Genomic DNA, 19,978 nt, shown 5'->3' on the forward strand with positions numbered 1-19,978 from the left:
GGGAGTTGCCTGCTTTTTTGTAGCCTGCTGGTTTGTGGGGGCCTGGACGGCGTCGTGATGCTTTCTTCTGGGAAAAAGAACTCGCTGCGCTCAGACACCTTTTTCCCGGCAGAAAGCACCCCAACACCCTCCGGATTAAACCAGAAAGATATCGCCGTGCGGGACGAGCCCTCGGCGTTCGCCTGGCGATATCGACGTGGTTCGTTCGTGAGGGGGTAGGGGGATTTTTGCTCGCCAGAAATGGGTGTCTGAGCGCAGCGAGTTCCATTTCAAGAGCAAAAACTCCCCCTGCCCCCTCGCAGCCCCAAACCAGGCAGGCTACAAAAAGAGGGCAAACTCCAAAGCCTCAATCATCCTTGGAAGAAAAGAACACCACCTGCTTAACGGTATGATCATCTTCGTTGTCGAGCTTGTTCACCCGGGTTTCCAGTTCGGGATTGGTCGGCTCCGGGGTATCAGACACCGCATCCGTGAAACCGCAGGCGACGCACTCGCGAACCTGATCATCGTCGTCGGTGGTAAACATCATGATTTTGTCCATCTCCGCACAACGGGGACAGACAGCGCCGGCGATAAAACGTTTGGGGGTCGCCATGGTTAAAACTCCAACAATTCCAGAACCCGGCCAGCCACAACACTGACCGGGTGATATCGGCTTAAGCCGCGTCTTCAGTAATACCCGTCTGTTTCAGCAGCGCACCCACCTCCGGTTCACGGCCACGGAACGCCTTGAACAGTTCCATCGGTTCCTGGGAACCGCCTTTTTCAAGGATGTTCTGCAGGAACGCCTTGCCGGTTTGCGGATCGAAGATACCCTTCTCCTCGAACAGCGAAAACGCATCCGCCGCCAGCACCTCGGCCCATTTGTAGCTGTAATAACCCGCGGCGTAGCCACCCGCAAAAATGTGGGAGAAGCTGTTGGGGAAGCGGTTGAATGACGGTGCTTCCACCACCGCAATCTCGCTACGCACCTTGCGGTGCATATCCAGCGGGTTAGTGGGGGCATCCAGGGTGAATTCCGCGTGCAGGCGGAAGTCAAACAGCGAAAACTCCAGCTGACGCACCATCGCCATGCCGGACTGGAAGTTCTTGGCCGCCAGCAGCTTTTGCAGCAGGTCGTCCGGCAGCGGCTCACCGGTTTCATGGTGCGAGGCGATCAGGGCCAGGGACTCGGGGTTCCAGCACCAGTTTTCCAGGAACTGGCTGGGCAGCTCGACGGCGTCCCAGGCAACGCCATTGATTCCGGATACGTCCAGCACATCCACCTGGGTGAGCATGTGGTGCAGGCCGTGCCCGAACTCGTGGAACAGCGTGGTGACCTCATCGTGGGTCAGCAGTGACGGCTTGCCGTTCACCGGCGGCGTGAAGTTACAGGTCAGGAAGGCCACCGGCAGTTGCAATTGGCCACGCAGGTTGCGCCAGCGTACCCGGCAGTCCGCCATCCAGGCGCCGCCACGCTTGCCTTGGCGAGCGTACAGGTCAAGGTAAAACCAGGCCAGGGGCTCGCCATTGCGGCTGATGCAATAGGCGGTCGCGTCCGGGTGCCAGGTTTCTACCTCTGGTTTGGCTTCAATCTGCACGTCGAACAGCTTCTCGGCCACGGCAAACAGGCCCGGGACCACCTTGTCCACCGGGAACCAGGGGCGCAGGGTTTCCGGGGAAATGTCGTAGCGTTCCTGGCGCAGTTTTTCACTGTAGTAGCCGATGTCCCACGCCTGCAGGTCGTCAACGCCGTGGGTGTCCCTGGCGAAGGCCTTCAGCTCGGCAAACTCCCGCTCGGCAATGGGTTTGGACTTGGCCGCCAGCTGGTTCAGGAAGTCCAGCACTTCGTCCACATTGCGGGCCATCTTGGTGGCCAGGGAGCGCTCGGCGTAATTGTCGAATCCGAGCAACTGAGCCATGGCGTGACGACGCTTGAGGATTTCCGCCATCACTGGCGTGTTGTCCCAAGTGCCAGCATCCGGGCCCATGTCGGACGCTCGGGTCACAAAGGCTTCATAGACTTCACGGCGCAGGTCGCGGTTGTCACCGTAGGTCATCACCGGGTAGAAACTGGGAAAATCCAGGGTGATCACATAGCCGTCCAGATCCTTCTGTTGTGCTGCCTGCCTGGCGCCATCGAGTGCGCTCTCAGGAACGCCCGCCAGCTCTTCCACATCGGTGATGTGCTTGAACCAGTGTTGGGTGGCATCCAGAACATTGTCGCTGAAACGGTTGGAGAGCTCCGACAGCTCCATCGACAGATTGGCGTACTGCTCTTTCTTTTCCTGGGGCAGATCGACGCCACCGAGGTGGAAGTCCCGCAGGGTGTTGTCCACGGATTTACGCTGTGCCTCGCTGAGTTCATTGTACTGGTCGCTTGCTGCCAGCTTCTTGTAAGCCTCGCAGAGTTCAGCATTCTGGCTCAGCTCGGTGCTGTACTCGGTGAGCTTTTCCAGGCAGTTCTTGTACACCTTGCGCAGGTCGTCGCTGTTCATCACACCGTTCAGGTGGGAAATCACCGACCAGGCTCTTTCCAGCCGGTCTTCGGTTGCCTGCATCGGTTGCGCCAGGGTTTCCCAGGTGGGTTCGTCCTGCTGCGCCAGTTGTGAGATTTTCACGCGGTTTTCGCTGAGAATCTGGTCAATTGCCGGTTCCATGTGCTCGGTGCGAACATGGTCAAACTTGGGCAACAGGTCGTCGGTCAATAACGGGTTATTCATAAGTCCCCTTCTCAGCCTTTAATTTGTCAGGTAGCTTCGAGTATTCAACATCGGGATAAGGCACCTGTGGGGAGGCCTTTCCAAAACACGCTCCTTCGGCACATCCATGTGACGCTTGGACTCCGCCATCCATGGCTCCGTACAGTTTTGGAAAGGCCTCTCCACAGGTGCCCCGAGCCTTCGGGTAAACGCTATATAGGTATATGTAATGTCGAATGTACGAACACACAAGGGTAACACGCCACAATTTGGAGAACGCGCCTGGATTGATCCCAGTGCAGTGGTTATCGGGGATGTCCAGACCGGGGATGACGTCTCTATCTGGCCGATGACCGTGGTGCGCGGCGACATGCACAAGATTCGCATCGGCAACCGCTGCAGCATTCAGGATGGGTCGGTGCTGCACATCACTCATGCCAGTGATTATAACCCCGGTGGCTATCCACTTCAGATCGGGGATGACGTGACCGTTGGCCACAAGGCGCTGCTGCACGGCTGCACCATTGGTAACCGGGTGCTGGTAGGTATGGGTTGCATCATCATGGACGGCGCCGTGGTGGAGGACGAAGTGATTGTCGCCGCAGGCTGCCTGGTGCCGCCGGGCAAAACCCTGGAGTCCGGTTACCTGTATGTGGGCTCACCCTGCAAACAGGCCCGGGCGTTGTCGGATCAGGAAAAGACCTTCTTCAAGTACACCGCGGCCAATTACGTCAAACTCAAGGACGACTATCTCAATGAGGTTTAGTGGAGAGATCCGCCATTGAAGCGACTGTTACTCACCACCATCCTGCTGAACGTTCTGTTTCTGGCGTTGCTGCTGCCTCACTATTCCCAAATGCCCTGGTTGGCTGCGGAAGCCCTGTTGATCAGTGGACTGTTCGCTCTTCTACCTGAAAGCAAGGGGAAGCGTGTCGGAGCGGCAACTGTTGGCGCTCTCTTTGGCCTGCTCGCCTTCTTTGCACTGAGTGATGTTCTGGTTCGCCACAGCATCGGGCGACCTTTCAATCTCTATCTCGAGCTGGGCCTTGCCGGTTCGGTGTTTAACCTGTTGCAGAGCAACCTGGGCGTGACGCTGTCGCTGGTGCTGATCGTCATGGCCCTGACTGTCTTCGTGGGGTTGGGCATCTGCGTGAGCCGGTTGCTCCGGCAGGTTGATGCAAACCGTTCCCGCGCCGCGGCAAGGGCTGTTGCGTCTCTGGGCATCGTCGCCATCGGGGTAACTTTCCTGCCGCAACCATTCGTAGGCCTGACGGCAGCCCGGGCAGCCACTCAGCAAGTTGAACTGGCCGCTGATACCTATCAGTCAACGGCCTCTTTCCAGCAGCATTTGATGGATAACCCGGGCGCCAGCCAATCCAGGCCACTGCAGGCGCTTGCTCAAACCGATGTGATCCTGGGGTTCATTGAGTCCTACGGCATATCATCCGTCACCGACCCGCGTTACGGGCGCCTGATCCAGCCTCGCCTCCAGCAAATGGAGCAGGTGCTGGCGAACGCCGGCCTGCATATGGTCACGGGCCGCCTGCAATCCCCCGTTCAGGGTGGTCAATCCTGGCTGGCGCATACCACGCTGCTCAGCGGCCAATGGATCGATACCCAACTCGATTACGACACTTTCCTGGCCAGTGACTATCCCACACTGATTGACGATATGGGCGCGACTGGCCATGATTCCGTGGCTGTTATGCCCGCCATTACCCGCGAGTGGCCGGAGGGTCTTGCGTTCGGCTACAACCGCATCTATCACTCCACCTCCATGGGCTATCGAGGACCCGCCCTGAACTGGGTCACCATGCCGGATCAGTACACCTGGTCATGGTTCCAACGCCAGATTCGGGAGCGCGCCAATCATACCCCTGTGTTCGCTGAAGTGGCACTGATCAGCAGCCACGCGCCATGGGTCCCCATACTCCCGGTTCTGGACGATTGGGACAGCATCGGCGATGGAGAAATCTTTAACCGCTGGAAAGATGCCGGCGAAGCACCCGCAAGCCTGTGGCGGGACCCCGAGCGCGTACGCGATCACTACGCCCGCTCGCTGGATTATGCGCTGAACGTGGCCACCGAGTACGCCAAACGTCATGTGGATAACAAGACCCTGCTGGTGCTGACAGGCGACCATCAGGCGGCCCCTTTGATCACCGGCGACAACGCCAGCCGCGACGTCGTTGTTCATGTGATCAGCGCCGACCCCACAATGCTGGCGCCGTTTGTTGGCAGCGGTGATCAGGAAGGCTTACGCGGATTCCGTTGGGGCGCGCACCCTCACTCGGGTCAACCGGGGCCTTCAATGGCCAGTTTCCGGCCCTTCCTTCATCGGACTTTCAGCGGTCCGCACATTCCGGTAAAAGTATCCGCTTCAGGCTTTATTAAGCAGTAACCCGCAAAGAAGGAGAACGGCGAGATTCAGCTCCCGGCCTCTGCCGTTGTTTTTGCGCCGGCTTTGCGAAGTGTCTCAGCGTAAGCGGTGCTACGACGGTGCCGCGACACCAGGTCCAGGATAGTCTCACCATTTTCATCAACTGCGTTGAGATCCCGCCCCGCTTCCACAAAGAAACCGACGAAACGGTCAAAGTCTTCGGCAATCATGGCCTGGTAGGCCTTGATCAGGGCATTGAAGTCAGGATTGATGTTGCTGTCGTAGGGCGTAATGGCCAGGAAGCTCTTTACCCGCTCATCGCTCCATTCCTCACCAATCACTTTCGGTTTGTCAGGTCCGCTCATAATCTCTCTGGCCTTTTCGTTACAGCTTTTTACAGCAAATAGTTACGACAAATGTGTTTGCGTTGGGCTGCACAGTATAAAGATCTAAAAGCGCCGGGGTTATATAAATTCACTATGAGGAGCTTCCCGGCAGGCATATGCGAACTTCACGGGTTAATTTCCACCGGTAACTGATCCGTCTCCACGCTGTCGTCGCATTGCGGGTTGCGGATGGCGATCTCCACTCTTCGGTTCTTGGCCCGGTTCTCCGGGCTGTCGTTGGGCGCCAGCGGGTTGGTTTCCGCCCGGCCCGCCGCGACAACCCGCTCCGCCGGCACCTGACGATTCAGCACCAGCTCGTGAACCACCGACACGGCACGCGCGGCAGACAGGTCCCAGTTAGAGCGATAGCGGCCACTGGCTATCGGGCGGTCATCCGTGTAACCCGCCACCAGAACGTCACCGGTGCAACCAGACAACACCTCTACCACGCGCTCGATGATCGGCACCATTCCCGGCTTGATCGCCGCTTCTCCGGAGCGGAACGTGGCTTCCTCCGAAAACCGGATCACCACCCGGCTTTCATCGTAGTTGACGCTCAATGCCTCCGAAGCCACTTCCGGTTCAAGCTCTTCGATCATTCGGCTGGCCAGATCGATCACACCCGCCGGAATTTTGGTCGGGGCATCCCCCTCCGCGCGTTCATCAATAAATTCGGGCTCGTCGGTCGCCGTCTCCATTGGCTCCGGCAGGGAAACCGTATCCGACTCAATCAATGTCAGCGGCGAGCCCCCCACCGCATCGCCGAGCACCTGGTTGCTGCCGAAGGCCACCGCCATGGAATTGGCCATAGCACGGTATTTTTCAACATCCATTTCGGCGAAGGACAGCAACAGGATAAAAAAGGTCAGCAGCAGGGTGGCCAGATCGGCAAAGGTGACGATCCAGGCCGGGGAGCCACGGCCATGCTTCTTCTTTTTGACGGGCTGGCGGACCACCAAAACCTACGCCTCCCGCTCCGGCGCAAGACCGTTGCGCTGCTCCGGCGTTACGAAGGACGACAGCAGTTCGGTCATAACCCGGGGATTCTCGCCGCGCATGATAGTACGCATCGACGTGGTGATCAGTACCTGGTTACGTGCCTCATCTTCGGCCTTGAGCTGCAGCTTGTCGGCCAGGGGCAGGGCGATCAGCTGGGCGATGAAGGCGCCATAGAGCGTGGTCAACAGGGCGATCGCCATGGCCGGGCCAATGGAGGACGGATCGTCGAGGGTGTTGAGCATCTGCACCAGGCCAACCAGCGTACCCAGCATACCAATGGCCGGAGCGGATTCACCAATACCACGAAATACCCTTTCGGAGACTTCGTAACGCTCAGCCGTCTGTTGGGTTTCCTGGGCCAGAGCTTCTTCAACCAGCTCCGGTGGGTGGCCGTCCACGCACAGATTGATGGCCTTTTGCAGAAACTCGTTTTTGGTGGGGTGGTTTTCCAGGCCCAGGATACCTTCCTTGCGAACGACAAGAGCCAATGTTCCAACTTCGCGGATCAACTCCGCCGGCCGTTCTACGCGGTCCTTGAATGCCGCTGAAAACGCCAGCCTGAAAGCACTCATCACCGAAGGCAGACGAAACTTGATCAGGGTAACGGCAAACGTGCCACCCAGCACAATCGCCAACCCCGGAAGGTTGAAAAAGGTCAGTATCGACGCGTTAGCCAGCATCGCAAGCACGACAATCAGTACGCCTGCCACCAGCCCGACAAGGGTGAGTATATCCATCAGAGACCTTAAATCAGCGATTAATCAGCGATCTTCGGGAACCGTTTGCACCTGCGAAGCATAGCCCATTCATCCGGGTTGGGCTCAGTCGTTTCGCAATTCTTCAATCACCGGACGGGTGTCCGGAGTTTTTCCACGCCATATCCGGAACGACTCCGCCGCCTGTTCCACCAGCATGCCCAGGCCATCGAACACCCGGGTGGCTCCCTGGTCCAGAGCCCACTGGTTGAAGGTGGTGGTCTGCAGAGAATACATCATGTCGTAGATCACCGTGTCGGCACCGATCACACTTGTGGAAACCGGCGGCAAATCTCCCTGCAGGCTGGCACTGGTGCCGTTGATAATAACGTCGAAAGCGTCGGCCGGCTGTTCGAATCCGCAGGCCTCCAGGTGCGTATCGCCGGCCACGGATTCAAAGAAACTGACCAGCCCCTCGGCTTTTGCCAGGGTGCGGTTGGCAATCGTCAAGGCGGCGGGTTCTTCCGCAAGAATCGGCCCCAGAACGCCACGAACGGCCCCGCCGGCGCCCAACACCAGCAGGCGTTTACCCGCCAGGCGAACGCCATGGTTGACCATCAGGTCGGTAACCAGTCCTTTGCCATCCGTGTTGTCGGCGGTTAGTGAGCCCTTACTGTCTTTGTAGAGCGTATTCGCCGCACCTGCTCGCTCGGCGCGCTGGGTTCGCAGGTCCGCGAGCTGCCAGGCCTGCTCCTTGAAAGGCACGGTGATATTCAACCCCTTGCCACCGCGTTCGAAAAAGCCTTTGACGGTACCCGCGAAATCGTCTTCTGGCGCCTGTATGGCCGTGTACTCCAGCTGCTCGCCGGTTTGGCGGGCAAACAGGCTATGAATGCGGGGAGATTTGCTGTGACTGATAGGGTTGCCCACCACGGCGTAAAGATCGTTATGCATCGACATTCTCCAGCCAATCCCGTCCAGTAAGAAAATAGTCCGTCAGCCGGGCTTCTTCCGAGCCGGGCTCCGGCACGAAGGCATATTCCCAGCGCACCAGCGGCGGCAGCGACATCAGAATGGATTCGGTACGGCCACCGGACTGCAGGCCAAACAGGGTGCCCCGGTCGTACACCAGGTTGAACTCCACGTAGCGGCCGCGGCGGTACAGCTGGAAATCGCGCTCGCGATCGCCCCACACCATGGCTTTTCGTCGCTCGATAATGGGCTCATAGGCATCGATGAAGCTGTCCCCGACTGACTGTATCAAGGCAAAATCACGGCTGAAATCCCCGGTGTTGTGGTCGTCAAAAAACAACCCTCCCACGCCCCGCGGCTCGTCCCGGTGTTTGAGGTAGAAATAGTTGTCACACCAGTGCTTGTACTCACGATACAGTTGGTCGCCGAAAGGATCACAAGCGGCTTTCGCAACCCGGTGCCAATGGACGCAATCCTCGTCGAAGCCGTAATAGGGCGTAAGGTCATAACCCCCGCCAAACCAATAGACCGGCTCTGCATCCTCGGGGGTCGCAACAAAAAACCGGACGTTGGCGTGGGACGTGGGTACGTAGGGGTTCGAAGGGTGCATGACCAGAGACACCCCCATGGCTTGCCAGGGCGCACCCGCCAGGTGGGGTCTATGCGCGGTGGCTGACGCAGGCATGGTCTCGCCCATCACATGGGAGAAGTTTACACCGCCTTTCTCGAACACCTCGCCATCGGTGATCACCCGGCTGATGCCACCTCCGCCCTCGGGCCGGTCCCAGGCATCGGTTTCAAAAACGCCCTTGCCATCGACCGCAGCCAGCCGTTCGCAGATTCGATCCTGCAGGCCAAGCAGGTATTGTTTCACGGCATTGGTGTCGGGGTGCTGGACAGGGTGCTGAGACATGGGAACTCCTAGCGCAGTTGCTTTCCGCTGACGATATCGATGATACGGCTGGGTTGACGATTACCGCCCAGGTCTCCTGGCACCAGCCAATCCAGTTGGCCCTCGAAGTAACGACGTACCTGCCAGGAGGAACGGGCCGGCTGGCGTCCTGCCGGATTACAGGAGGTTGAAACCAGGGGAAAGCCGACCGCCTCGCACAAGGCGCGCACAACAGGGTGGTCACTGACCCTGACAGCGATGGAGCTGTGATGCCCCCGAACCTGTTGTGGGATTTGCTTGCGGATATCCGGCAGAAGACAGGTAACCGGGCCAGGCCAATGACTCATCGCCTGGCGCTGCTGCTCCTTCGGCAATGGGTCCAACAGGAACCGTATCTGATCAACAGACGCCGCCACAAGGATCAGTCCCTTCTCCATGGGACGCTGCTTGAGCGACAGGACCCGTTCAACGGCGTCCTGATCCCAGGGGTCACAACCCAGCCCCCAGACGGCTTCCGTGGGATAGGCAATGACCCCGCCACCAAGGACGGTGCGGCGGGCGCAATGAAGGTGCCAGTCGGACAAAGGTTGCTGTGGTAATTTCATGAAATCTTCAAGTCTGTAAACGTGGCTCAGCCAATCCGTTGAAACCCTCCCGGCGCAGAATCCACCAATCCCTGTAACTCCAAGAGAAGCAGCGACTGCATCAACTGATCGGCGGGAAGACCGGTCACTGAACACAAATCATCGGTTGACTGCGGATCATACCCTAAAGCCTCCAGCACCGCGATTTCCCGGGAGTCCAGGCCTTCGGGTGCTGGCCTTTTCATGATCACCGAAGAGGAATCGCCCTCGTTCTGACTGGTCCACCAGCCGCCGAGTTCCTCGCAGATATCGTCCACGGTTTCCACCAGCTTCGCACCCTGGCGTATCAGGTGATGGCAGCCCCGTGCCAAAGGATTGTGGACCGAGCCCGGAATCGCAAATACCTCCCGCCCCTGTTCCAGCGCCAGTCGGGCGGTGATCAGGGAGCCGCTTTTGAGTCCCGCCTCTACCACCAGGATACCTCGACTAAGGCCGCTGATAATCCGGTTTCGGCGAGGGAAGTGGCCCGCCTTGGCGGAGGTGCCTGGCGGGTATTCGGAGACAATCACTCCCTCTCCGGCGATGCGCTCACTGAGCGTGCGGTGGCGGTAGGGGTAAGGCTTATCAACACCATTGCCAATCACGGCGACGGTCGGGAAGCCGGCATCCAGGGCGCCGGCATGGGCGGCGCCGTCCACCCCCAGGGCCAACCCGCTGGTCACCAGCAAGCCTTTTTGGCCGAGCGCCGCGGCAAAGGAACGGGCATGTTCCAGCCCGGCCCGGGTGGCGTTGCGGCTACCTACAATACCGATCTGCTCGCGCCCCAGCAGGGAGCGATCACCGCGCACATAGAGGACCAATGGCCCGTCGTGAATATGCCTGAGAGGCTCGGGGTAGTCAGCATCGGCGATGGTCAGGATAGCCGTGCCGGTCCGCAGGCAATCCCGGTATATGCCGTCGGCGCTGGCGATCACAGGGTGAGCGCTGTCCTGGCGGCGCCATGCCTGGAGAGCGTCGATCGTTTCCGCCGCCAAACCCAGTGCTTTCAGCGTGGCGGCGTTATGGGTCAGGAGATGCTGGAAATCCGGAATCTGTTCGAGGATCGCCTGCTGGCGACGGGCTCCGAATTTCGGCAGACAGGACAGGAATATCCAGAACCCGTGTTCCGACTGGAACAGGTTCGGGACAGACAGGGGCTCGGTAGAGAGGGGCATGGCATCCTTCCGTGGATCAGGGTTGGCTAACGGGGCCTGCCTTCCTGGCAGGCCGAGGGTGAATTATGCCATAAAAAAAGGAGCCGGCGATGCGGCTCCCTTTCTACGGACGTCTTACGTTGTGATCAGCTCAGGGATTGGTCACCTTGTCACCAACCGACAACGGACGGGTGGCCTGCAGGATCAGGCCATAGCTCATTTTCTCGTAGGTCTGGAACACCATCATCAGCCCGGCACGCTCGGAGGGCAGTTCGATGGTTTCATTGGTGACCGGGTCCCGAACCAGATTGCCACTCTTCAGCACGGCCATGACATTGCCCGGCTTCAGACCTTCCCGTTCACCGCGGTTGATAGCCACCACGTCAAACTGCCCGATCTGGCTGACACCACCATCGACCGAGATCATCTGGGCCTCGATGTCACTGTCGGGAGAGCTGGGCACAAAACTGGTGGTGATGCGACGCTCTTCGCCAACCAGCAGACGGTCCCCGATGCGCACTTCCTCATTGGACTGCTTCAGTCGGAGTGTCAGAACGTCTTTATTCTCGGCAATGACTTCGCCGCGGGCAATACTCCGGGCCTCAAGGCCAAGGAACTCGCCGGTTTCCGGATCGCGGAATTCCTTGCTGCGGCGGAAGACGCCCACATTGTCAGCCGGCTTCTCACCACGGGCGTAAATCCGATCACCCGCGCCGGTAATTATCCGGCCGTCCTCGCCTTCCAGCACGTAAGGCGCGCCATTGAGTGCCTCAACGTCAACAATACGCGTGTCGGTCAGGAAACTGCTGATCGCATCCAGGGGAATCGCGGGAATCGGCGTATCGATGGGCTCGGAACGCACTTTTGGTGAAAGCTTCACCACCCGATCACTGGAAACCTTGGTAACACGCGGCTTGCCGTCAATATAGACCAGCGCCAGCTCGTCACCCGGATAGATCAGGTGTGGGTTTGCAACCTGTGGATTCACGTGCCAGATTTCCGGCCAGTACCAGGGGTTATTCAGGAAGCGGGCGGAAATATCCCACAGGGTGTCACCCTTCACGACAGTGTAACGCTCGGGATGATCGGACCTCAGTTCCGGGGCGGCGTGGGCCCAGGAGGTTAGCAGCAGCATGCTTGCTGCCAGAGCGTACAGCAGTTTCCTCATTGTTTAAGTCCTTGATCGCGTGCCTTGAATCGATAGATTCTGTTCTTGGTAAGCAGCCGGTACTCTGCCTTTTATACCACTACTATAGAAGATGTCTCGCAAATTGTGATGTTATCTTTTGTTCTTCCAGTAAATTCTACGCTATGGTCGAAAGCTTTTGACTATCAACTGATCAGTTTGTACTCAATGAGCGAGTTGAGGGATAATAGCACCATAAACGGCAAAAACCCGTTGAAACCGGCTCTTTCATCCCGATCATAATAGTCACGGGATGGAAAAATGCGCAGTACGCTGTCGCATTTCGGAGACAGTATTCACACCGTTACAAAAGATAACGGTGAAAGCCAGAATCAGACACCAAAAGTACGAGCGCCATGATACTAGATATTCTCGAATACCCGGACCCCCGCTTGCGCACCCTTGCCAAGCCAGTGGACGAGGTAACAGACGAGACCCGCAAGCTGATCGACGACATGTTCGAGACCATGTACGATGCGCCCGGCATTGGCCTGGCAGCCACCCAGGTCAATGTACACAAGCAGATCATCGTCATGGATCTGTCCGAAGACAAAAGTGAACCGCGGGTATTCATCAATCCGGAAGTGGAAGTGCTTGATGGCGAGCTTGAGGAGATGCAGGAAGGCTGCCTGTCGGTACCGGGTTTCTACGAGGACGTCTCCCGTATCGAACACTGCATGATCAGGGCTATTGGCCGTGACGGCAAACCCTTTGAGCTGGAAGCCCGTGGCCTGTTGGCGGTATGTATCCAGCATGAGATGGATCACCTCAACGGCAAGCTGTTTGTGGACTACCTGAGTTCACTGAAGCGCACCCGTATTCGCAAGAAACTGGAAAAGCTTCACAAGAAAAGCGCCTGAAGCCGCCAAAACAGCGTAAATCGGGACCGGGTGAAAACCCGGTCTTTTCGTATTCAACGGACCAGGAAGCGATACCCGTGCGACTTGTTTTTGCCGGCACCCCCGAATTCGCAGCCACCGCGCTGAAGGCACTGCTCACGACCCATCATCAGGTGGTTGGCGTTTACTCCCAACCCGACCGGCCCGCTGGCCGTGGCCGCAAACTGACACCCAGCCCGGTCAAACAGGTGGCGGTTGAGGCGGGCATTCCCGTGTTTCAACCAGAGTCCCTGAAATCGCCCGAAGCGCAGGAACAGCTCCGCAGTCTTAACGCAGACGTGATGATCGTCGCTGCCTACGGACTGATTCTGCCGCAGGCGGTGCTGGACCTCCCTCGTCACGGCTGCCTGAACATCCATGCCTCGTTACTGCCTCGCTGGCGCGGTGCCGCGCCTATTCAGCGCGCGATCGCCGCGGATGACCGGGAAACCGGTATTACCATCATGCAGATGGACGCTGGCCTCGACACCGGCGCAATGTTGCTGAAAGCCATTACCCCAATCGAAGACGCGGATACCGGCGGCAGCCTTCACGACCGTCTGGCTGGCCTGGGTGGCGAAGCCATCGTCAAGTCGCTGGAGCAGCTTGAGAAAGGCGAACTGCAGGGCGAAGTCCAGGACGAGGCTAGGGCTTGCTATGCCCGTAAACTCAGCAAGGAAGAAGGGCATATCGACTGGACCCGGGATGCCCCCGCCATCAGCCGGCTGATTCGTGCCTTTAATCCCTGGCCGGGCACCTACACCGACCTGGACGATCTGCGCATCCGCATTCATCAGGCGGAGATTCTGGACGACACCAGCGACAAACATCCCGGCACGGTGATTCGCCGCGACCGCGAGGGCATCGACATTGCCTGCGGCCTGGAATCCCTGAGGATCACCCGTTTGCAGTTGTCCGGCTCGCGGCCACAATCGGTGAACGACCTGATCAACGGCGGCAAGGACATACTGATGCCCGGCCAGGAGCTGAACTGAATGAGCCAGCAGGGCCAGCCACTGCGGGCGGTTGCTGCCCGGGTTTTGCAATCCGTTGAGAACGGCCAGTCGCTGTCCCAATGCCTGCCCCACGCCATGGGTGATGTGGCAGACAACGAACGACCACCACTACAGGCACTGTGCTACGGCACCTGTCGCTGGTTTCACCGGCTCGATGGCGAGTTACAGGCGCGCCTGAAAAAACCGCTGCGCAAATCCGACCGGGTGGTCCACCACTTGATGCTGGTGGCACTGTTCCAGCTTCGCTTCAGTCAGCAGGCCACCTACGCGATTCTGAATGAAACCGTGGAAGCCTGCCGCGCCCTCGACAAACCACATCTGACAGGGCTGGTGAACGGCGTTCTGCGGGCTGCGGAGCGGGAAGGGGAGCCGCCCATTGCCGACGAAATCGGTCGTTTCAGCCACCCTCCCTGGATGCTTGAAAAACTACGCCATAACTGGCCTCACGACTGGCAGGCTATTCTCGAAGCCAACAACACCCAGGCCCCCATGACCCTGCGGGTGAACGCCCTGCGCTTCAGCCGCGACGACTACCTGCAATTACTGTCCGATGCCGGTATCGATGCCAACGCAACCGTGTTTGCGCCCCACGGCATCCAATTGGCCGCCCCGGTGCCGGTGGATCTTCTGCCCTGGTTTTCCGAAGGCGCGGTCAGTGTGCAGGATGAAGCAGCCCAGCTCTGCACCACCCTGATGGACCTGGCGCCCGGCCAACGGGTGTTGGATGCCTGTGCCGCACCGGGAGGCAAAACCTGCGCTATCCTTGAAAGCTGCGGACAACTGGAAGAAGTGGTCGCTATCGACGAATCCGCTGATCGACTGCCACGGGTGCAGGAAAACCTGGAACGGCTGGATCTCGTGGCGACACTGAAACAGGCCGATGCCGCAGATATTGACCAGTGGTGGGACCGGAAGCCGTTCGATCGCATCCTGCTGGACGTTCCCTGCAGCGCCACCGGCGTGATTCGCCGCCATCCGGACATCAAGTTGCTGCGCCGTGAATCAGACATTGTCCCGCTCGCCAGCATTCAGCTGGGTCTGCTGGAGTCGATGTGGCAAGTGCTCGCACCCGGAGGGCGCCTGGTCTATGCCACCTGTTCGGTGTTTCCGCAGGAGAATCACCGTATAATTCGTCGATTCCTGAAGCAGCAGGACGACGCTGCCCTGGTGGAGCCCGATGTCCTTTGGGGGCGCGATATGGAAACCGGCCGCCAGATGCTGCCTGTTCCCGAAAGCCACGATGGATTTTTCTACGCTGTGCTGGAGAAACCCGAACCATGAAAATCCTGATTCTCGGTGCCGGCCAGGTGGGCGGGACCCTGGCAGAAAACCTCGCCAACGAAGCCAACGACATCACCGTGATCGACAGTGACAGTACCCGCCTGCGGGAGCTTCAGGATCGCCTGGACATTCGGACTGTCCAGGGCATGGCCTCCTTCCCCACGGTTCTGCGTCAGGCAGGCGCTGAAGATGGCGACATGGTCATCGCCGTGACCAACAGTGACGAGGTCAACATGGTGGCCTGCCAGGTCTCCAAGTTGCTCTACAAAACCCCGACAACCATCTGCCGGGTCAGGGCCAACGCCTACCTGGCAAAACCAGAACTGTTCTACCAGCGAGATCAGAAAAAGGATCTGGACAGCCTGCGGGGTTTCCCCATCGATGTTCTGATCAGCCCGGAGCACCTGGTCACCAAGCACATCACACGACTGATCGAATACCCCGGCGCGCTGCAGGTACTGGAGTTTTCCAAGGGGCTTGTTCAGTTGGTCGCCATTCGGGCGACGGAAGGCGGCCCACTGGTTGGCCACGAATTGTCGTACCTGCGCAGCCATATGCCCAAAATCGAAACAAGGGTCGCCGCCATTTTCAGGAAAGACCGGGCGATCATGCCTCAGGGGGATACGGTGATCGAAGACGGCGACGAGGTTTTCTTCATCGCTGCCTCCGACCATATTCGCTCGGTCATGAGCGAGTTGCAGCCACTGGAAAAACCCTACAAGCGCATCTTCATCTGTGGGGGTGGTAACATTGGCCAGCGCCTGGCCCATACTCTCGAATCCCGCTACCAGGTGAAACTTCTGGAACGGGACCACGAACGTTGCGTGATGCTGTCCGAGAACCTTCGCAAAACCGTGGTGCTGGAGGGCAACGCCGCCAACAAGGACATTCTGCTGGAAGAGAACATCGAGAATACCGATGTCTTCTGTGCGGTCACCAACGATGACGAAGCCAACATCATGGCGTCACTGCTGGCCAAACGCCTGGGTGCCCGCAAGGTACTGACGCTGATCAACAACCCGGACTACGTCGACCTGATCCAGGGCGGCGACATTGATGTCGCTATTTCACCCCAGCAAACCACCATTGGCAGCCTGCTTACCCACATTCGCCGCGGGGACGTAGTAAACGTTCACTCACTCCGTAGGGGCGCTGCTGAGGCCATTGAGGCCATCGCCCATGGCGACCACCGGTCCTCCCGGGTAGTGGGCAAGCGACTTGACGAAATCAACCTGCCGGAAGGCACCACCATCGGCGCCATCGTCCGCCACAGCGAGGTCCTCATCGCCCACGACCACCTGCGGGTACAGCCGGATGACCACGTTATCCTGTTCCTGGTGGACAAGTCGCGGATACGGGATGTGGAGAAACTGTTCCAGGTGGGACTGACGTTCTTCTAGCGCAAAATCAATCTTCTGAACCCAACTTAGAAATACGCGATTGGCAGGCGTATAATGCCCCTTTTTTCCGGAGTGCCCCGGCCAGATGCCCGGGCGCCACACACAGACTGACCAGCAGGCAAACGTCGTGACAGACAAGGCAACTTCCGCAAACACGCCGGACATCAAAACCTTCCAGGGCCTGATCCTCGCCCTGCAGAACTTCTGGGCGCAGCACGGCTGCGTCGTCCTCCAGCCCCTGGACATGGAAGTGGGTGCCGGCACTTTCCACCCGGCCACCTTCCTGCGCTCCATCGGTCCGGAAACCTGGAACGCCGCCTACGTTCAGCCCAGCCGCCGCCCCACTGATGGCCGCTACGGTGAGAACCCCAACCGCCTGCAACACTACTACCAGTTCCAGGTGGTGCTGAAACCGTCTCCGGACAACATTCAGGAGCTGTACCTGGATTCCCTGAAGGCTCTTGGGCTGGACCCACTGGTACACGATATCCGTTTCGTCGAGGACAACTGGGAATCACCCACCCTCGGCGCCTGGGGTCTGGGTTGGGAAATCTGGCTGAACGGCATGGAAGTAACCCAGTTCACCTACTTCCAGCAGGTGGGCGGCCTGGAATGTTACCCGGTCACCGGCGAGCTCACCTACGGGCTTGAGCGCATCGCCATGTACCTGCAGGGCGTGGACAGTGTCTACGACCTGGTGTGGACCGAAGGCCCGGATGGTGTAGTCACCTACGGCGACGTGTTCCATCAGCAGGAGGTGGAGATGTCCACCTACAACTTCGAGCACGCCGACACCGAGTTCCTGTTTCACAGCTTCGATGTACACGAACGCGAGAGCGCGCGCCTGATTGAAGCCGGCCTGGCATTGCCCGCCTATGAGCAGGTGCTCAAGGCGTCACACACTTTCAATCTGCTTGACGCCCGCCACGCCATCTCCGTGACCGAGCGCCAACGTTTTATCCTGCGGGTTCGCACCCTGGCCCGGGCCGTTGCCCAGGCGTATTTCGACAGCCGCCGCAAGCTTGGCTTCCCGCTGGCACCGGATGCCCTGCGCAAAGAGGTACTGGCAGCGACCGAGGCCGCCGCCGAAAAGGCGAATGGCAAGAAGGGTAAGAAAGCGAAAAAAGCTCAGCAGGAACAGGGGAACGCATAATCATGGCAAAACAGGATTTTCTGGTCGAACTGGGCACTGAAGAGCTGCCTCCCAAGGCCCTCAAGCCACTGTCGGACGCGTTTACCCGTGGCATTACCAATGGCCTGGAAGAGGCGGGTATTCAGTTCGGCAAGGTGGAAGCCTTTGCTGCACCACGCCGGCTTGCCGTCAGGGTACGGGACCTGGAAGACGCTCAGCCGGACAAACCGGTGGAAAAACGCGGCCCGGCCGTGAAAGCTGCGTTCGACGATTCCGGCAACCCCACCCGGGCACTGACCGGCTTCGCCACCTCCCTGGGCGTAACACCAGATCAGCTCGACACCATGGAAACCGACAAGGGCGCCTGGGTGGTCTATCGCACCATCGAGAAAGGCCGTCCCACCGTTGAACTGATGCCGGAACTGGTAGACCAGTCCCTGGCCGCACTGCCGATCCCAAAACGCATGCGCTGGGGCGCGCACAGAACCGAGTTCGTGCGCCCGGTGCACTGGGCCATCCTACTGTTCGGCAACAAGGTGATCGACACCCCGATCATCGGGCTGACCCCGGGTAATAAAACCCGTGGCCACCGTTTCCACTGCCCGAAATCATTGATCGTGCCCACGCCCGGCGACTACGAAGTGGTGCTGCGCCAGGAAGGGTATGTGATCGCTGACTTCGCCGAACGCCGCGAGCAGATCCGCGACGGCGTCACCGCCATCGCCAAGAAAGAAGCAGGCGGCCAGGCGGTTATCGATGAAGACCTGCTGGATGAAGTCACCGCCCTCAACGAGTGGCCCGTGCCGCTTATGGGCCGTTTCGAGGAACGCTTCCTGGAAGTTCCCGCCGAGGCACTGATTTCCTCCATGAAGGAACACCAGAAGTACTTTCACGTGGTCTCTGCTGACGGTCGGATGCTGCCGCTGTTCATCACCGTCGCCAACCTGGAAAGCAAGGACCCGCAACAGGTCATTTCCGGCAACGAAAAGGTCATCCGCCCACGCCTGTCTGATGCGGCTTTCTTCTACGACACTGACCGCAAGACCCGGCTGGAAGACCGCATCGACCGGCTCAAGCCGATCGTGTTCCAGGACAAGCTGGGGAGCATTTACGACAAATCCGTGCGCGTTGCCGCACTGGTGAAGAAGATCGCCGACGCCATTGGCAGCGATCCCGTTCTGGCTGAGCGCGCCGCCATGCTCGCCAAGACCGACCTGGTCACCGAGATGGTGCTGGAGTTCACTGACCTGCAGGGCATCATGGGCCAGTACTACGCCGCCAACGACGGCGAGAACGAAGACGTGGCCAGCGCACTGAACGAGCAGTACATGCCCCGCTTTGCCGGTGACGACCTGCCCGCAACACTGACGGGCTGCGCCGTGGCCATTGCCGACCGCATCGATTCCCTGGTGGGGCTGTTCGGCATCAACCAGCCACCGTCCGGTACCCGTGACCCGTTCGGGCTGCGTCGAGCCTCACTGGGCGTATTGCGCATCATCATCGAGCGGGAGCTGCCGCTGGACCTGCAAACCCTGTGCGAGTGGGCGGTAGAGGAACACAACAGCATCACCGAACCGAATGTGGCCAACACGGTGGTGGACTACATGCTGGAACGGTTCCGTGCGCATTATGAAGAGCAGGGCATCAGTGCCGAAGTCTACCTCGCCGTGCACGCCCGCCGTCCAACACGCCCGCTGGACTTTGACCGCCGGGTGAAAGCCGTGGAAGCCTTCCGCCAGCTACCGGAAGCCCTGGCCCTGGCCGGCGCCAACAAACGGGTGTCCAACATCCTTACCAAGCAGGGTGGCGACAGCATTGGTGAAAGCATCGACAGTGAGTTGTTGCAGGACAAGGCGGAAATAACACTGGCCGACCAAATCCGCCAGCAAGCCGACAAGGCATTGCCACTGTTTGAAAAAGGCGATTACGCGACGGCCTTGAGCTCTCTCGCCAGCCTGCGGGAGCCGGTGGATAACTTCTTTGATGAAGTCATGGTGATGGCTGACGACGAGGCCGTGCGTAATAACCGCCTGGCCATGCTCAACCTGCTGCGTAACCTGTTCCTGCGGGTGGCGGATATCTCGGTATTACCCACTGCCAGTGGGCAGTGAAAATCATACGGGGGCTGGTAAAAAACCAGCCAATCCGTATAATACCGGCCGTTGATCGGCGTGTGGCGCAGCTTGGTAGCGCACTTCGTTCGGGACGAAGGGGTCGCAGGTTCGAATCCTGCCACGCCGACCAGATTTCAACGACTTAGAGCTCATCCTCGGATGGGCTCTTTTTCGTTGTGCGCCAGGCAT

General features: G+C 59.1%; 18 protein-coding genes and 1 tRNA gene. 9 read left to right on the forward strand and 10 right to left on the reverse strand.

All coding sequences use genetic code 11. From position 1 onward, the window contains the following. Positions 1 to 346: 346 nt before the first annotated feature. Positions 347 to 595, reverse strand: coding sequence for a YheV family putative zinc ribbon protein (locus B2590_RS10585; RefSeq protein WP_091643245.1), 249 nt, complete (start codon positions 593 to 595; stop codon positions 347 to 349). Positions 596 to 656: 61 nt separating this feature from the next. Continuing rightward, positions 657 to 2,702, reverse strand: a complete 2,046-nt coding sequence (gene prlC, locus B2590_RS10590) for an oligopeptidase A (RefSeq protein ID WP_041332739.1) — start codon at positions 2,700 to 2,702, stop codon at positions 657 to 659. Positions 2,703 to 2,910: 208 nt separating this feature from the next. Here prlC and B2590_RS10595 point away from each other — a divergent pair, with 208 nt between their 5' ends. Continuing rightward, positions 2,911 to 3,447, forward strand: coding sequence for a gamma carbonic anhydrase family protein (locus B2590_RS10595; protein ID WP_041332737.1), 537 nt, complete (start codon positions 2,911 to 2,913; stop codon positions 3,445 to 3,447). A 15-nt stretch (positions 3,448 to 3,462) separates the two neighbouring features. Continuing rightward, positions 3,463 to 5,082 carry a hypothetical protein gene (locus B2590_RS10600; protein ID WP_286810844.1) on the forward strand — a complete coding sequence of 540 codons (1,620 nt, stop codon included), beginning with the start codon at positions 3,463 to 3,465 and terminating at the stop codon, positions 5,080 to 5,082. A gap of 26 nt (positions 5,083 to 5,108) precedes the next feature. Here the strand turns inward: B2590_RS10600 and B2590_RS10605 are convergent, their stop codons facing one another. From B2590_RS10605 to B2590_RS10640, 8 genes are all read right to left on the reverse strand, one after another. Continuing rightward, complete coding sequence (locus tag B2590_RS10605) at positions 5,109 to 5,426, reverse strand: PA4642 family protein (protein ID WP_007152958.1); 318 nt, start codon at positions 5,424 to 5,426, stop codon at positions 5,109 to 5,111. 146 nt (positions 5,427 to 5,572) lie between these two features. Further along, the gene (locus tag B2590_RS10610) at positions 5,573 to 6,406 is read right to left on the reverse strand and encodes a flagellar motor protein MotB (protein WP_075196390.1); all 834 of its coding nucleotides are present in this window, start codon (positions 6,404 to 6,406) and stop codon (positions 5,573 to 5,575) included. Between the two features lie 3 nt (positions 6,407 to 6,409). Further along, positions 6,410 to 7,183, reverse strand: a complete 774-nt coding sequence (locus B2590_RS10615; RefSeq protein WP_075196391.1) for a MotA/TolQ/ExbB proton channel family protein — start codon at positions 7,181 to 7,183, stop codon at positions 6,410 to 6,412. A gap of 84 nt (positions 7,184 to 7,267) precedes the next feature. After that, positions 7,268 to 8,095, reverse strand: coding sequence for a shikimate dehydrogenase (gene aroE / locus B2590_RS10620; RefSeq protein ID WP_286847939.1), 828 nt, complete (start codon positions 8,093 to 8,095; stop codon positions 7,268 to 7,270). Then, a complete protein-coding gene (hemF, locus tag B2590_RS10625) occupies positions 8,088 to 9,026 on the reverse strand; it encodes an oxygen-dependent coproporphyrinogen oxidase (RefSeq protein WP_286810032.1) in 939 nt (312 codons plus the stop codon). Before hemF ends, aroE begins: the two co-directional genes overlap by 8 nt. Positions 9,027 to 9,034: 8 nt before the next feature. Further along, complete coding sequence (locus B2590_RS10630) at positions 9,035 to 9,610, reverse strand: L-threonylcarbamoyladenylate synthase (protein WP_075196393.1); 576 nt, start codon at positions 9,608 to 9,610, stop codon at positions 9,035 to 9,037. A 26-nt stretch (positions 9,611 to 9,636) separates the two neighbouring features. After that, entirely contained in the window at positions 9,637 to 10,803 is a 1,167-nt protein-coding gene (gene dprA / locus B2590_RS10635) for a DNA-processing protein DprA (protein WP_127402048.1), read from the reverse strand. 130 nt (positions 10,804 to 10,933) lie between these two features. Further along, positions 10,934 to 11,950, reverse strand: coding sequence for a LysM peptidoglycan-binding domain-containing protein (locus B2590_RS10640; RefSeq protein ID WP_075196395.1), 1,017 nt, complete (start codon positions 11,948 to 11,950; stop codon positions 10,934 to 10,936). Positions 11,951 to 12,324: 374 nt separating this feature from the next. On the opposite strand from B2590_RS10640, the gene def reads away from it, so the two are divergent. From def to B2590_RS10675, 7 genes are all read left to right on the forward strand, one after another. Next, a complete protein-coding gene (gene def / locus B2590_RS10645; protein ID WP_036211796.1) occupies positions 12,325 to 12,828 on the forward strand; it encodes a peptide deformylase in 504 nt (167 codons plus the stop codon). 77 nt (positions 12,829 to 12,905) lie between these two features. Beyond that, on the forward strand, positions 12,906 to 13,841 hold the full coding sequence (gene fmt, locus B2590_RS10650; RefSeq protein WP_286810033.1) for a methionyl-tRNA formyltransferase: 936 nt from the start codon (positions 12,906 to 12,908) through the stop codon (positions 13,839 to 13,841). Further along, positions 13,842 to 15,143 (forward strand): 16S rRNA (cytosine(967)-C(5))-methyltransferase RsmB, encoded by a 1,302-nt coding sequence (gene rsmB, locus B2590_RS10655; protein WP_036211791.1) that lies wholly within the window; start codon positions 13,842 to 13,844, stop codon positions 15,141 to 15,143. It abuts the gene before it with no gap. Continuing rightward, positions 15,140 to 16,543, forward strand: coding sequence for a Trk system potassium transporter TrkA (trkA, locus tag B2590_RS10660; RefSeq protein ID WP_036211787.1), 1,404 nt, complete (start codon positions 15,140 to 15,142; stop codon positions 16,541 to 16,543). The genes rsmB and trkA overlap by 4 nt, the downstream gene beginning before the upstream one ends. A gap of 127 nt (positions 16,544 to 16,670) precedes the next feature. Further along, positions 16,671 to 17,696, forward strand: a complete 1,026-nt coding sequence (glyQ, locus tag B2590_RS10665) for a glycine--tRNA ligase subunit alpha (protein ID WP_036212087.1) — start codon at positions 16,671 to 16,673, stop codon at positions 17,694 to 17,696. 2 nt (positions 17,697 to 17,698) lie between these two features. Further along, positions 17,699 to 19,786 carry a glycine--tRNA ligase subunit beta gene (gene glyS, locus B2590_RS10670; RefSeq protein ID WP_286847940.1) on the forward strand — a complete coding sequence of 696 codons (2,088 nt, stop codon included), beginning with the start codon at positions 17,699 to 17,701 and terminating at the stop codon, positions 19,784 to 19,786. 56 nt (positions 19,787 to 19,842) lie between these two features. Then, positions 19,843 to 19,919: transfer RNA gene (locus B2590_RS10675), tRNA-Pro, on the forward strand. Positions 19,920 to 19,978: the final 59 nt, after the last annotated feature.

The organism is Marinobacter sp. UBA3604 (assembly GCF_002375325.1).
In the GTDB taxonomy this organism is placed as follows: Bacteria; Pseudomonadota; Gammaproteobacteria; order Pseudomonadales; family Oleiphilaceae; genus Marinobacter; species Marinobacter salarius.

Coding starts and splice junctions, on each gene's coding strand:
- B2590_RS10595 (WP_041332737.1), top strand. CDS start 2,911: ATGTCGAATGTACGAACACACAAGGGTAACACGCCACAATTTGGAGAA.
- B2590_RS10615 (WP_075196391.1), bottom strand. CDS start 7,183: ATGGATATACTCACCCTTGTCGGGCTGGTGGCAGGCGTACTGATTGTC.
- trkA (WP_036211787.1), top strand. CDS start 15,140: ATGAAAATCCTGATTCTCGGTGCCGGCCAGGTGGGCGGGACCCTGGCA.
- B2590_RS10630 (WP_075196393.1), bottom strand. CDS start 9,610: ATGAAATTACCACAGCAACCTTTGTCCGACTGGCACCTTCATTGCGCC.
- rsmB (WP_036211791.1), top strand. CDS start 13,842: ATGAGCCAGCAGGGCCAGCCACTGCGGGCGGTTGCTGCCCGGGTTTTG.
- B2590_RS10640 (WP_075196395.1), bottom strand. CDS start 11,950: ATGAGGAAACTGCTGTACGCTCTGGCAGCAAGCATGCTGCTGCTAACC.
- dprA (WP_127402048.1), bottom strand. CDS start 10,803: ATGCCCCTCTCTACCGAGCCCCTGTCTGTCCCGAACCTGTTCCAGTCG.
- prlC (WP_041332739.1), bottom strand. CDS start 2,702: ATGAATAACCCGTTATTGACCGACGACCTGTTGCCCAAGTTTGACCAT.
- B2590_RS10585 (WP_091643245.1), bottom strand. CDS start 595: ATGGCGACCCCCAAACGTTTTATCGCCGGCGCTGTCTGTCCCCGTTGT.
- aroE (WP_286847939.1), bottom strand. CDS start 8,095: ATGCATAACGATCTTTACGCCGTGGTGGGCAACCCTATCAGTCACAGC.
- hemF (WP_286810032.1), bottom strand. CDS start 9,026: ATGTCTCAGCACCCTGTCCAGCACCCCGACACCAATGCCGTGAAACAA.
- B2590_RS10605 (WP_007152958.1), bottom strand. CDS start 5,426: ATGAGCGGACCTGACAAACCGAAAGTGATTGGTGAGGAATGGAGCGAT.
- glyS (WP_286847940.1), top strand. CDS start 17,699: ATGGCAAAACAGGATTTTCTGGTCGAACTGGGCACTGAAGAGCTGCCT.
- def (WP_036211796.1), top strand. CDS start 12,325: ATGATACTAGATATTCTCGAATACCCGGACCCCCGCTTGCGCACCCTT.